This is a genomic window from Nocardiopsis sediminis, from assembly GCF_042650565.1.
GTDB lineage: Bacteria > Actinomycetota > Actinomycetes > Streptosporangiales > Streptosporangiaceae > Nocardiopsis_B > Nocardiopsis_B sediminis.
This window is the reverse complement of sequence record NZ_JBHSBH010000008.1, coordinates 94227-107727: the sequence shown is the minus strand read 5'-3', so window position 1 is coordinate 107727 and position 13501 is coordinate 94227. Positions and strand designations below refer to the sequence as shown.

Annotated in this window: 9 protein-coding genes; 4 read left to right on the top strand and 5 right to left on the bottom strand. The window is 73.6% G+C overall.

Annotated features, from left to right (window positions below; translation table 11 throughout):
• Positions 1 to 7: 7 nt before the first annotated feature.
• Positions 8 to 1282 (bottom strand): MFS transporter, encoded by a 1275-nt coding sequence (locus ACFOVU_RS12315; protein ID WP_378533010.1) that lies wholly within the window; start codon positions 1280 to 1282, stop codon positions 8 to 10.
• Between the two features lie 84 nt (positions 1283 to 1366).
• Between ACFOVU_RS12315 and ACFOVU_RS12310 the strand changes: the two genes are divergently transcribed.
• Entirely contained in the window at positions 1367 to 1741 is a 375-nt protein-coding gene (locus tag ACFOVU_RS12310) for an ArsR/SmtB family transcription factor (RefSeq protein WP_378533008.1), read from the top strand.
• 53 nt (positions 1742 to 1794) lie between these two features.
• On the opposite strand, the gene ACFOVU_RS12305 is transcribed toward ACFOVU_RS12310, so the two are convergent.
• Positions 1795 to 4185, bottom strand: a complete 2391-nt coding sequence (locus ACFOVU_RS12305) for an ATP-binding cassette domain-containing protein (RefSeq protein WP_378533007.1) — start codon at positions 4183 to 4185, stop codon at positions 1795 to 1797.
• A gap of 197 nt (positions 4186 to 4382) precedes the next feature.
• Here ACFOVU_RS12305 and ACFOVU_RS12300 point away from each other — a divergent pair, with 197 nt between their 5' ends.
• Complete coding sequence (locus ACFOVU_RS12300) at positions 4383 to 5966, top strand: OmpA family protein (protein ID WP_378533005.1); 1584 nt, start codon at positions 4383 to 4385, stop codon at positions 5964 to 5966.
• Positions 5967 to 6012: 46 nt separating this feature from the next.
• On the opposite strand, the gene ACFOVU_RS12295 is transcribed toward ACFOVU_RS12300, so the two are convergent.
• Positions 6013 to 6732, bottom strand: a complete 720-nt coding sequence (locus tag ACFOVU_RS12295) for a hypothetical protein (protein WP_378533003.1) — start codon at positions 6730 to 6732, stop codon at positions 6013 to 6015.
• A gap of 306 nt (positions 6733 to 7038) precedes the next feature.
• On the opposite strand from ACFOVU_RS12295, the gene ACFOVU_RS12290 reads away from it, so the two are divergent.
• On the top strand, positions 7039 to 9027 hold the full coding sequence (locus ACFOVU_RS12290; RefSeq protein WP_378533001.1) for an N-acetylmuramoyl-L-alanine amidase: 1989 nt from the start codon (positions 7039 to 7041) through the stop codon (positions 9025 to 9027).
• Between the two features lie 64 nt (positions 9028 to 9091).
• Here the strand turns inward: ACFOVU_RS12290 and ACFOVU_RS12285 are convergent, their stop codons facing one another.
• Complete coding sequence (locus ACFOVU_RS12285) at positions 9092 to 10249, bottom strand: NAD(P)/FAD-dependent oxidoreductase (RefSeq protein ID WP_378532999.1); 1158 nt, start codon at positions 10247 to 10249, stop codon at positions 9092 to 9094.
• Positions 10246 to 10647, bottom strand: coding sequence for a bifunctional 3-phenylpropionate/cinnamic acid dioxygenase ferredoxin subunit (locus tag ACFOVU_RS12280; protein WP_378532997.1), 402 nt, complete (start codon positions 10645 to 10647; stop codon positions 10246 to 10248). Before ACFOVU_RS12280 ends, ACFOVU_RS12285 begins: the two co-directional genes overlap by 4 nt.
• Before the next feature lie 370 nt (positions 10648 to 11017).
• Between ACFOVU_RS12280 and ACFOVU_RS12275 the strand changes: the two genes are divergently transcribed.
• The gene (locus tag ACFOVU_RS12275; RefSeq protein WP_378532995.1) at positions 11018 to 13495 is read left to right on the top strand and encodes a GcvT family protein; all 2478 of its coding nucleotides are present in this window, start codon (positions 11018 to 11020) and stop codon (positions 13493 to 13495) included.
• Positions 13496 to 13501: the final 6 nt, after the last annotated feature.

Genomic DNA, 13501 nt, shown 5'->3' with positions numbered 1-13501 from the left:
CCCGGGATCAGCGCGGAAGGGGAGCCGGGGGCTCGCCGGCCGGCGGCCGCGGGAGGCGCCGGTTGCGGGGCGGGCGGGTCCGGTGCTCGCCTTGGGCCAGGTAGGCGGCCGCCCCCAGGAGCCCTCCGAGGACCGCCAGGGTCGCCGCGAGCGCCGTGACCGCCGGGAACATGCCCCAGGCGCTGACGGCGTATCCGGTGGCGACGGTGAGGACGGCGGCGGGGAGGTAGCCGCTGATGTTGAGTGCGGCGTTGGCCTCGGCCCGGCGATCGTTCGCGACATGGTGGGCGATGAGCCGCAGGCCGCCCAGTTGGCCGAGCCCTTGCGCGCCGCCCGCGAACACGGCCGATGCCACGAAGAGGGCCGGGTTCTCGGTGACGATGGTGAGCACCACGGCGATCATCGACAGCACGGTGCTCGCGGTCCCCAGCGCGAACAGACGGGCCACGGTCAGCCGCGCCAGGGCGAGCTGCGAGCCGGTCGCGGCCAGGAACATCACGCACGCCGCACCGCCGGCCAGCAGCGGCGAGGCGTTCCCGGCGGCGAGCACGAGCAGTGAGGGGCCGAGGGACAGCACGAAGGAGGTCGCGGTCAGGCCCGGCGCGAAGACCGCGGCGCCGCTGGCGATGTGCCCGCGGTTGCGCGCGGGCACGCGTGGAAGGCGCGGCCACGGGAAGCCCGGTGCCGCGGCCGGCGGGCGTCCCAGCGGCAGCCCGGCGTAGCCGATCAGCGCGATGACCAGCAGCGCGATGTTGACCGCGAAGACCCACACGACCGGCCGGTCGGTGGCCTGGTAGACGATCCCGCCGACGAGTGGCCCGAGGCCGGCGCCGAAGACCATGGCGATCGAGGCCAGCATCGACGTCGTGTGCCGGCGGCCCTCCCCGCCGAGGTCGACGACCGCTGCCATGCCGGCGGAGACCACGATCCCCACCGCGACCCCCACGAGCAGCCGCGCCGCGATCAGCGCCGCCAGGCCCTGCGCGGTCATGAACAGCACCGCGGCCGCCAGCGCGATCACGATCCCCGGGACGACCACCCGCTTGCGGCCGTACCGGTCGGCCGCACGCCCTGCGATCAGCAGCGTCACCGCCATCGCGGCGATGTAGGCCGCGAAGACGACCGTCAGGCTCCCGGGCGAGAACCCCATCTCGCGCTGCCAGTACACGTACAGCGGGGTCGGCGAGTTGGACAGGGCGAACACGGCGGTGACCGCCCACGCCGCTCTGACCAGCCGCCACCCCGCCCCGGCCCCCGCCGGGGCCGCACCCCCGCCGACCATCGAACGACCCCCTTGTACGAAAAAATACGTACAACGAAGTTAGCAGTACGATATTATTCGTACAACCGAGCCGAGGATGGTCCCATGCCAGCACCCCCGCCCCAGACCCAGAGGCCGCCGCTCCTGCCGGAACCGCCGGCCGAGGACCTGCGCCTGGAGACCGTGATGGGCGCGCTCGCCGACCCCCTGCGCATGACCGTGGCGCGCAAGCTCCTGCTGGACTCCGAGGAGTTCGACCACCCGTGCGGCTGGTTCGGCTTCGACCGGCCCAAGTCCAGCCTCACCCACCACTTCAAGGTCCTGCGCGCGGCCGGCGTCATCCACCAGCGGCAGTACGGCCTGGAACGCCGCAGCCGCCTGCGCACCGACGACCTGGAACAGCGCTTCCCCGGCCTGCTCGCCCTCATCGCCGCGACCGGCCAAGGCGAGAGCCCGGACCCAACGGCTCCCCGCAGGTAGCGGCCGCGGGCCCGGGCACGCAGGCCACGCGCCTGAGCGCGGCCGGTCCCCGGTCAGGCGCCGATGTAGGACGCCAGGTGCTCGCCCGTGAGGGTGGAGCGGGCCGCGGTGAGGTCGGCGGGGGTGCCCTCGAAGACGATGCGGCCGCCGTCGTGGCCGGCGCCGGGGCCGAGGTCGATGATCCAATCGGCGTGGGCCATGACCGCCTGGTGGTGCTCGACGACGATGACCGACGTGCCGGAGTCCACAAGCCGGTCCAGCAGGGCGAGCAGCTGCTCGACATCGGCGAGGTGGAGGCCGGCGGTCGGCTCGTCGAGGACGTAGATCCCGCCCTTCGCCGCCATGTGCGTGGCCAGCTTGAGCCGCTGGCGCTCGCCGCCCGACAGGGTGGTCAGCGGCTGGCCCAGCCGGAGGTAGCCCAGCCCCACATCGGCGAGCCGGCCCAGGACCGCGTGCGCGGCCGGCGTGCGCGCCTCGCCGGCGCCGAAGAACGCCTCGGCCTCGGCCACCGACATCGCGAGCACCTCGCTGATATCGCGGCCGCCGAGGCGGTACTCCAGCACCGACGCCTGGAACCGCCTGCCCTCGCACTCCTCGCAGGTGGTGGCGACACCGGCCATCATCGCCAGGTCGGTGTAGACGACCCCGGCGCCGTTGCAGGCGGGGCAGGCGCCCTCGGAGTTGGCGCTGAACAGCGCCGGCTTGACCCCGTTGGCCTTCGCGAACGCCTTGCGGATCGGGTCGAGCAGCCCGGTGTAGGTCGCCGGGTTGCTGCGCCGCGAGCCGCGGATCGGGCTCTGGTCGACCGACACCACGCCCTCGCCGGCGGGCAGCGACCCGTGCACGAGCGAGCTCTTGCCCGAGCCCGCCACCCCGGTGACCGCGCACAGCACCCCCAGCGGGATGTCGACGTCGACGTCACGCAGGTTGTGCACCGCCGCGCCGCGGACCTCCAGCACCCCGGTGGGCGTGCGCACCTTCTCCTTGAGGGCGGCCCGGTCGTCGAAGTGGCGGCCGGTGACGGTGCCGCTGGCCCGCAGCCCCTCGGCGGTGCCCTCGAAACAGACGCGCCCGCCCTCCGTGCCGGCGCCGGGCCCGAGGTCGACGACGTGGTCGGCGATCGCGATCACCTCGGGCTTGTGCTCCACGACCAGCACCGTGTTGCCCTTGTCCCGCAGCCGCAGCAGCAGGTCGTTCATCCGCTGGATGTCGTGGGGGTGCAGGCCGGTGGTGGGCTCGTCGAAGACGTAGGTGACGTCGGTGAGCGGGGAGCCGAGGTGGCGGACCATCTTGACGCGCTGCGCCTCGCCGCCCGACAGCGTGCCCGAGGGCCGGTCGAGCGAGAGGTAGCCCAGCCCGATCTCCGTGAACGAGTCGAGGGTGTGCCCCAGCTTCGCGAGCAGCGGCGCCACCGACGGCTCGTCCAGCCCGCGGATCCACCCGGCCAGGTCGCTGATCTGCATCGCGCACGCGTCGGCGATGCTCACCTGCCCGATCTTCGACGACCGGGCCTCGTCGCTGAGCCGGGTGCCGTCGCACGCGGGGCAGGTCGTGAAGGTCACCGCCCGGTCCACGAACGCCCGGATGTGCGGCTGGAGCGCGTCCCGGTCCTTGGCCAGGAACGACTTGCGGACCTTGGGGATCAGCCCCTCGTAGGTGAGGTTCACGCCCTCGACCTTGACCTTGACCGGGTCGTGGTAGAGGAAGTCCCGCATCTCCTTCTCGGTGAAGTCGCGGATCGGCTTGTGCGGGTCGAGCAGGCCCGACTCGGCGTAGACCCGCACGGTGAAGAAGCTGTCCGACTTCCAGCCGGGGATGGTGAACGCGCCTTCGGCCAGCGACTTGGAGTCGTCGTAGAGCTGGGTGAGGTCGATGTCGGAGACCGCGCCCCGCCCCTCGCAGCGCGGGCACATGCCGCCGGTGCGCGAATAGGTCGCCTTCACCGCCTTCTTCCCGCCGCGCTCCACGGTGATCGCGCCGCTGGCCCGGACCGAGGGGACGTTGAACGCGTAGGCACCGGGCGGTCCGATGTGCGGCTCACCGAGCCGGCTGAAGAGGATGCGCAGCATCGCGTTGGCGTCGGTGGCGGTGCCGACCGTGGAGCGGGCGTCGGCGCCCATCCGCTCCTGGTCGACCGTGATCACGGTCGTCAGCCCGTCGAGGACGTCGACGTCGGGCCGCGCAGGGGTCGCCATGAACCCCTGCGCGAAGGCGCTGTAGGTCTCGTTGATCAGCCGCTGCGATTCCGCGGCGATCGTGGCGAACACCAGCGAGGTCTTGCCCGAGCCGGAGACACCGGTGAACACCGTCAGCCGGCGCTTGGGGATCTCGATGGCGACGTCGGCGAGGTTGTTCGCGCGCGCGCCGTACACGCGGATCGCGTCGTGGCTGTCGGCGACGTGCCCCGCAGCCGCCTGCGCGCCCGATCTCGTGGTCGTGTCCATCGTCCCCCCGGCCTCCCGTCTCATCGTCCCCGGCCACACTACCTGCGGCTTTTCGGCCGGGGCTTCTCCATTCCTGACCATCCGCCCGGCCGGTCCGGCAGGGCCGGATCCGCGCCGGTTGCGGCCGTTTCGCCAATCCCCCCGATCTGCCGGAAGATGAACCCGGCACACCCTTCACAGGATCGGAGACCCCCCGTATGTCCGGTAAGACGCCCCTGCCCGCGGCGGCCGTGCTGGTATCGCTCGGCCTGCTCGCGAGCGGCTGTAGCACCGACACCTGGTCGGACTGGTTCGGGGACGGCGGTCCGCCGGAGGTGCGCGAGGAGTTCCCCTACACCAAGGAGGGGCGCATCTTCCAGGACACCGGCGAGGACGAGACGATGCGGTTCTCCATCACCGGGCTGGAGCGCACCGAGGACCACACCGTCATGTACTACGAGATCGACTACCCCGACGGCTTCACCGGCGCCAACCGCAACCTGAGCATGGCCCACACCCTGGTCGACCCGATCACCGGCCGGGTCTACCGCCAGTACTTCGACCCGCAGGGCCTCAAGTACGGCTCGGTGAGCCCCAACGGCGACGGCCTCTACCCGGTGCACGACGGCACGACCAACGAGTACCGCCGCTACTTCCCGCGCATCCCCGACGAGGTGCAGCAGGTGACCTTCATCGGCAGCGGGCTGGGCGCCATGACGGGCATCCCGATCCAGGACGTGGAGGAGGAGCAGCCGCCCCCGGAGAACCCCAACGGCGCCGACCACCTGACCACGGACAACCCGCCGCCCGCCGGGGAGAACCTGACCTTCGACAACCGCGAGCCCGACGAGGACGCGACCGCCGACCAGGGCGAGGTCGAGAGCTTCGTCGACTCCGAGATCGCCTCCACCACCCGCGACGGCGACGTGGAGACGATCGCGCTGCACTCCGACGTGATGTTCGAGTTCGACGAGTCGGACCTGACCGCGGAGGCCGCCGAGGTCGTCCGGCGCGCCGCGGCCTCGCTGGCCGACAACGTCGACCCCGAGACCCCCGAGATCACCGTCATCGGCCACACCGACGGGATCGGCGCCGACGACTACAACCAGACCCTGTCGGAGCAGCGCGCCGAGAGCGTCCGCGAGCTGCTGCGCGAGGAGATCGGCGACGACTACGACTACGTCGTCGAGGGGCGCGGGAGCACCGAGCCGGTGGCGCGCGAGGGCGGCGCCGACGACGAGCAGGCGCGCGCCCGCAACCGGCGGGTGGAGTTCTCCTACCAGGTGGACCGCTCCGCCGACCCTGAGGAGTCGGAGGTGAACGACGACGGCCTGGGCGTGGCCGAGCGCAGCGTCACCTGGCCGGCCCCCTTCGCCGAGGACAATGGGTCGGTGGCGGCGTCGGCCGAGCGCGACGGCGTGCGGCTGGACGTGTACCCGCTGCGCCGCGACGGCGCCTACGTGATCGGCGCGGTGGAGCTGACCAACACCACCGACGAGCCGCTCACCCCCGACATGGGCGGGCTGGACGCGCTGCCCGCGGGCGGACCCGAGCAGTTCAGCAAGGGGACCCTGGGCGGGTTCCAGCTGCTGGAGCCGGAATCGGGGCTGGTGCGCTACGTCGCGCAGATGAACTTCGGTGAGGGCCGCTACAGCGGGTTCGCCGAGGAGGTGCACGAGTTGCAGCCCGGCGCCCCCTATGAGGTGGTGGCGGTGTTCCCCGCCCCGGCCCCCGGTGTGGAGGAGCTGACGCTGCGGGCCGGGCCGTTCGGCGAGCTGGAGGAGATCCCGGTCGAGGGGTGATCCGCGGGCGCCCCGGGACCAGGGTCCCGGGGCGCCGCGGCGCGGGTCAGGACCGGGCCTGCTCGGCGGCCTGGACCACGATCTCCTCCAGCTGCTCCTGGGTGACCTCGGAGTGCACCGCGGAGGCGGTGATGTGGAACTCGCCGGGCAGCGAGAGGTAGAGGTGGCGGGTGGAGCCCTCGACGGTGGAGAGGTACTCGAACTCGCCCTCCAGGGAGTCGGTCGCGGCGGTGCGGTAGGTGTCGCTGTTCACGTCGACGTCCACCTCCCAGTTGGCCTCGGCCTCGGCCCCCTGCACCTGCACCACCTGGGCGCTGTCGGAGGGGTCGGTGTTGACGGTGAAGACGAGCGCGATGGTCTCGGCGGCCTGACCGGCCCCGTCCTCGCCCGGCGCGCCCGTTCCGGTGCCGGTGCCCGCGCCGCCCGTGGTCCACACGCACGCCACCTGCTCGGCGTCCTCAGCGTCCTCGACCTGGCCGGCCTGCTCGTCGACCTGCGCGCCCGCGGGGGCCAGGCCGCCGACGATCTCCGCCGCCCCGGCCTCGGCGCAGGAGGCGGGCAGCGTGAAGGGCGCCGCCGCCTCTTCCCCGGCGCCCTCCGACGGGGAGGGCGAAGGGCTGGCGAAGTCGGGCAGCTCCAGGTCGCTGAAGTCGTCGCCGAGGTCGAAGGGGACGGAGTCGCATCCGGACAGCAGGGCGCCGGTCGCGAGGGCGGCACCCGAGGCCAGCAGGGCGCGGCGGAGAGCGGGGGACGGCAGGAGGCGCATGGTGGGGGGCTTTCGACTCGGTGCGGGCCGGTCCGGCGGAGGCGGCCGGATCCGGCGTGGACGACACTCGGAACGTTAGCAAGATGCCGGGCCCGCGCGGCGCTTTCGGCGGTGCGGGCGCCCGGCGCCGGCGGCCCCCCGAGGGTGCGGCGGGCGGGCATTCCCGGCCGGGCGGGCGGCCGCGGAGCCCGGGCGAATCTTCCTTTTCGCTCCCGCTCCAGCTCAGAGGGGCGGAGCGTCCCGTTCTCACCCACAGAGATCGTCAGCGCACCGGAAGTGAGCTATCTTCCCTCCAGAGGAGGGACCGTGCCAAAGCCACAGCGATATGTCTCCCGCAACGACCTCGGCTGGGGGGCCTCCCCGGCCTCCTCGGCCGACCCGAAGTCGGGCCTGGTCATCCACTACGACAGCTCGGACCAGGGGCTCGCCGGGAAAGCCCACTCGTCCTGCATCTCCTACTGGCGCAATACGCGCAATTTCCACACCGGGCCGTCCCGCGGCTGGGTCGACATCGGCTACTGCGTCGACGAGCAGACCGAGATCCTGACCGAGGACGGCTGGCGGAGCTTCCTCCAGATCGCCCCGGGCGACGTCGTCCTCACCCTCGACCACACCACCGGGCTGTCGCGCTGGCAGCCGCTGGGCGCGATGAACGAGTTCCCGGCGATGCGCAGGGAGCTCGTCCGCATGGAGGGCGAGGGGCACTCGTCACTGACGACCACGGCCCACCGGTGGCCGGTGGTGCGCCCCCACGGGCGGGCCGCCGCCGACGGCCCCTCGGCGGCCACGCGGCGCGGCTGGACCACCACCGCCCACCTCGGGCCCGGCGACCGGATCCCGCTGAGCGCCCCGTGCGGCGACCTCCCGGCCGAGGCCAAGTGGTCCGATCCGCTGGTCGAGTCGGTCGCGTGGTGCTGCACGCTGGGCCGCGCCGACGACGAGACGGGCGGCCACCTCATCGAGGTCGCCGACCCCGGCCTGGCCTCCCGGGTCCGGGCGGCGCTGCGCGCCACGTGCGGTCCGCCCTCGCCCGACGATCCCGAAGCCGGGGCGCGGTCGCGGGGGATGCCCCGCTGGTGGGAATCGGCCGACGGCGTCCTCACCCGGTTCCGGCTGGGGCCCGAGGCGGCCCGGGTCACCCTGGACCACGCGCCCGGCGGGGTCCCGCGCCATTCCTTCCTGCGCACCCTCACCCGGGCGCAGCTGGCGCTGTTCGTCGAGGCCGCCGGCGGCGGCCGCGCGGCGGGGGCGGTGTCGTCGTTCGGGCCGGTCGGCCGGCGGCTCGCCGAGGCGTTCCAGTTCGCCGCGACCCTCGCCGGGCACGCCACCGCGCTGCGCCGCACGCCGCCGGCGTCGCCCTCGGGCCGGGCCGGGTGGCGGGTGGACCTGCGCAGCGACTCCCACCTCGCGCCGCTGGCCGCCGACCGCGGCGCCGGCTTCTCCGTCACCACCGAGACCTACACCGGCCGGATCTGGTGCCCCTCGACCCCCGACCGCACCTGGCTGGCGCGGCGCGCGGGCACGGTGTACTTCACCGGCAACTCCTTCATGGCCTGCCCGCACGGCTATGTGATCGAGGGGCGGGGGCTGTTCAAGCAGCAGGCCGCCCAGCCCGGCGGCAACTCCACCTACTACTCGGTCACCCTGGCCACCGGCCCCTCCGACCCGATCACCGATGCCCAGATCGAGGCGGTGCGCCAGCTCCTCCAGTGGCTGGTGGAGCCGGAGTCCTCCATCTCCCGCACCGTGAAGGGGCACCGGGACTTCATCTCCACCTCGTGCCCCGGCGACAAGGCCTACGCCATGGTGCGCGACGGCACGTTCCGCAAGGCCCCCAGCGGGAGCTTCCCGCCCGATGGAGAGGATGACATGCCCAAGCACCGCCGCTTCGAGAAGGACGACGCCCAGGAGCTGGCCTCGGGCCAGTGGGCGTCGCTGGTGTTCGACCGGCGCCACGACGGCGCCACCGGCGAGCTGTACTCGCTGGTGGGCGTCGACGAACCCGATGGCGCGCTGTACGACCTGTCGGTGGGCGTCACGATCGAGGGCCTGGCCGCGGGCGCCGAGGTGCAGATCCGCGCGACGGAGTACGAGGAGGGCGGCGGGGGCTGGGAGATCGCCCGCAACCGCCCGATCGACTCCCCCGTCCAGGTGGGCGGCAACGGCCACTTCACCTACTCCTGGAAGGGCAACCTCGCCGAGGGCCGCCGGGTGCGGGTGCGCATCGCCCAGTTCGGCGGCGCCCCCGCGACCATCTCCTCGGCCACCGCCGACGTCTTCTACTGGCCGAAGTAGCCCCGCCCTCGCCGTCGTTTCCGGAGGCCTCGCCTTGGCGCGGGGCCTCCGGCGGTGCGCGCCATCACGCGGCGATGGTGCGGCGCAGGCGGGTGAAGGGGCGGGGGCGGTTGAGGGCGATGGCCGCGGTGACCGCTCCGTCGCGTTCGTAGACGGCGGCGAAGGAGCGGTCGGCGGGGGCGCCGTCGACCACGCGGACGGTGTCTCCGGGGCGGGCGGCCCCGGCGAACTGGATGCGGACCCCGTACTGGTCGGACCAGAAGTAGGGGGTCCGGCGGTAGTCCTGGACGGTGGCGCCGGCCAGGAGGTTGCGCACGGCCACGGCGGGCTGGTCGCTGGCGTTGCTCCAGTGCTCGGCGCGGGCGCTGCCGCCGCCGGGGGCGGGCAGGCGGGCGACGTCGCCGGCGGCCACCACCCCGGGGACGGACGTCCGGCACCCGGAATCGCAGACCACCCCGTCGTCGACGTCGACCCCGCTCCCGGCCAGCCACCCGGTGGCGGGACGGACGCCGATCCCCACGACCACCACATCGGCGGGGATCCGCCGGCCGTCGGCCAGTTCGACCCCGGTGACCCGGTCGGCGCCCAGCAGCCGGGCCACGCCGGTCCCGCACAGCAGCCGGACACCGGCGTCGGCGTGCAGGGCCGTGCAGTGCGCGGCCATCTCCTCGCCCAGGACCGGTGCGAGCGGGAGGGGGGCGGCCTCGATGACGGTCACCTCCAGGCCCAGCGCCGAGCACGATGAGGCGATCTCGGCGCCGATGAAGGAGCCGCCGACCACCGCGACCCGGGGGGTGCCGGCGGCGAGGTCGTCGCGCAGCGCCTCGGCGTCGTCGAGGGTGCGCAGCACGTGGACGCCGGCCTGCGGTCCGGGGCCGGGCAGCCGGCGGGGGGTGGCGCCGGTGGCGATGACGACGCCGTCGCCGGCCACCTCGGAGCCGTCGGCGAGCAGGACCGCGCGCCGCCGGGGGTCGAGCCCGGTGGCGCGGGTGCCCAGGCGCCAGCGGATGTCCAGGCCGCTGTCGCCGTGGTCGTCGTGGAGTGCGAGGTCGGCGGGGCCGGCCTTGCCGAGGAGGAAGTCCTTGGACAGCGGGGGGCGGTCGTAGGGCGGGTGGGGCTCTTCGCCGACGACGGTGAGGGTGCCGTCGAAGCCCTGTTCGCGTAGTGCGCGGGCGGCCCCGAGGCCGGCGAGGGAGGCGCCGACCACGGTCACGGCCTTCACGCGGCGCCCTCCGCGGATGCGGCGGGAACGGCGGCGGCGGAGGAGGCGAGGGGCGCTGCGTGGGCGCCGGGCGCGGAGGGGGCGGCGGGCACGGCTGCGGGGGCGTGCACGTAGATGTGGCCGTCGGGCCGGACGGTCACCGGGTGGGTGCGCACCGCGCGCTTGGCGGGCGGGCAGGTGGGCATCCCGGTGCGCAGGTCGAAGGCGGCCTCGTGCAGAGGGCACTCGATGAAGCACCCCTCCAGCCAGCCGTCGGACAGCGAGGCGTTCTGGTGGGTGCAGGTGTCGTCGATGGCATAGACCTCACCGTCGACGTTGAAGACCGCGATCGGCACGTCGGCGGTGACGCGCAGGGACTCCCCCTTGGGCAGCTCGTCCAGGTGACATGCGTAGATCATCACGCCTCCTCGTGGGGTACCGCCGCCGGGGGTTTCCGGGCACGCCGAAGGAGGGCGCGGCCGGTGTCCGGCGGTACGGATTCTGTGGTGCGGACGGCTCGTCGACGGGGTCCGCAACGGGCCTGAGTGTTCCCTAGTGCGCAACCTCGGGTCGATTACGCAACAGTCTCAGGCGCTCGCGCCCGGCCGTCAAGCCCCAGGATTCCGCCTTTCTCCGGCAATCCGGCGGTAAAGAAGGTGTAACGGCGGGAGGCTTGACGCCGCTCCACATGGGTTGCACTGTTGGGAGTCGCGCACTTCGTAGCGCCATACGCAACCCCCCAATCCCCCGTTCTTCCGTGCTCACTCCGCCCTGAGAAGGGACCTCGCGATGAGTGCTTCCTCCGCCCCTGCCCCCTCCCCCGGCACCGGTCCGCGCGTCGTGATCATCGGTGCCGGGATCGTCGGCTGCGCCCTCGCCGACGAGCTGACCGAACGCGGCTGGACCGACGTCACCGTGCTGGACCAGGGCCCGCTGTTCGCCACCGGCGGGTCCAGCTCACACGCGCCCGGCCTGGTGTTCCAGACCAACGCGTCGAAGACCATGACCGAGTTCGCCGCCTATACGGTACGCAAATACGGGCGGCTCGACCTCGACGGCCAATGGTGCTTCCGGGCGGTGGGCGGGCTGGAGGTGGCCACCACCCCCGAGCGCTGGGCCGACCTCAAGCGCAAGCACGGCTGGGCGGAAGCCTGGGGGGTCCGCGCCTCGCTGGTCTCCGAGGAGGAGTGCCGCCGGCTGTGGCCGCTGCTGGCCCCCGGCGCCGTGCTCGGCGGCCTGCACACCCCCGACGACGGCATCGCCAAGGCGCTGCGCGCCGCCGAGGCGCAGGCGCGCGCGGCCATGGCGCGCGGCGCGGTGTTCCGCGCCCACCACACGGTCACCGGCATCGACCACAGCGGCGGGCGTGTCCACGGGGTGCGCACCGATCGCGGCGACGTCCCCGCCGACGTGGTGGTCAGCGCCGCCGGGTTCTGGGGGCAGCGGATCGGCGCCATGGCGGGGATGACGGTGCCGCTGCTGCCGCTCGCCCACCAGTACGCCACCACCGGCCCGCTGCCCGAGCTGCACGGCCGCAGCACCGCGGAGCAGGAGGCGTCGATGCCGCTGCTGCGCCACCAGGACCGCGACCTGTACTTCCGCGAGCACGGGGACCGCCTGGGCATCGGCACCTACGCCCACCGCCCGATGCCGGTGAAGCTGGACGACGTCGCCGCACCGGGCCAGGCCCCGGTCATGCCCTCCATGCTGGAGTTCACCCCCGATGACTTCGCGCCCAGCTGGGACGACAGCGTCGCCCTGCTGCCCGCCCTGGCCGGGGCCGAGGTCGCCGAGGGCTTCAACGGGGTGTTCTCCTTCACCCCCGACGGCATGCCGCTGCTGGGCGAGTCCCGGGAGGTGCGCGGGTTCTGGCTGGCCGAGGCGGTGTGGGTGACCCACTCGGCCGGAGTCGCGCGGGCCGTCGCCGAATGGCTGGTCGACGGCCGGCCCGGCACCGACGTGCACGAGTGCGACGTCCACCGCTTCGGCACCGCCCAGCTGTCCCCGGCCTACATCGAGGAACGGGGCCGGCAGAGCTTCGTGGAGGTCTACGACGTCGTCCACCCCCTCCAGCCCATCGAGCGGCCCCGCCCGCTGCGCACCAGCCCCTTCCACGTCCGCCAGCAGCGGCTGGGCGCCTACTTCCTGGAATCGGCGGGCTGGGAGCGCCCCCACTGGTTCGAGTCCAACGCACGGCTGCCCGGCGCCGAAGTGCCCGAGCGCGACCCCTGGTCGGCCCGCTACTGGTCGCCCATCGCCGCCGCCGAGGCCCGCGCCACCCGCGAAGGCGTCGCGCTCTACGACATGACCCCGCTGACCCGGCTGGAGGTCACGGGCCCGGGCGCCCTGGCGTTCCTGGACCGGCTCACCACCAACCGGCTCGACAAGAAACCCGGCGCGGTCACCTACACGCTGCTGCTCGACGACACCGGGGGCGTGCGCAGCGACCTCACCGTCGCCCGGCTCGGCGAGACCACCTTCCAGGTGGGCGCCAACGGCCCCCTCGACCTCGACCACCTCCTGCGCCACGCCCCCGGCGACGGGTCGGTGGTGGTCCGCGACATCACCTCGGGCACCACCTGCATCGGCGTGTGGGGGCCGCGCGCCCGCCACCTGGTGCAGCCGCTGACCCGCGACGACTTCTCCCACACCGGGTTCGGGTACTTCAAGGCGCGGCGCGCCCACATCGGCGACGTCCCCGTGACCGCGCTGCGCGTCTCCTACGTCGGCGAACTCGGCTGGGAGCTGTACACCACCGCCGACCTGGGGCTACGGCTGTGGGACACGCTGTGGGAGGCGGGCCGCCCGCTGGGCGCGATCGCCGCCGGGCGCAGCGCCTTCAACAGCCTGCGGCTGGAGAAGGGGTACCGGGCCTCAGGCACCGACATGACCGCCGAGCACGACCCCTACGAGGCGGGCCTGGGGTTCGCGGTGCGCCTGGACAAGGGCGACTTCATCGGCCGCACCGCACTCGTGGAACTGGCCGGGCGCACACCCGAGCGCCGGCTGACCTGCCTCACCCTCGACGACCCCGCCCACATGGTCATGGGCAAGGAGCCCGTCTTCGTCGACGGCGCCCCCGCCGGGTACGTCACCAGCGCCGCCTACGGCTACACCATCGACCGGCCGATCGCCTACGCCTGGCTGCCCGCCCGCGCCGCCGTGCCGGGCACACCGGTCTCCATCGCCTACTTCAGCGAAAAGGTTCCGGCGACCGTCGCCGCCGAACCCCTGGTCGACCCCAAGATGACCCGCATCCGCCGCTGACGACCG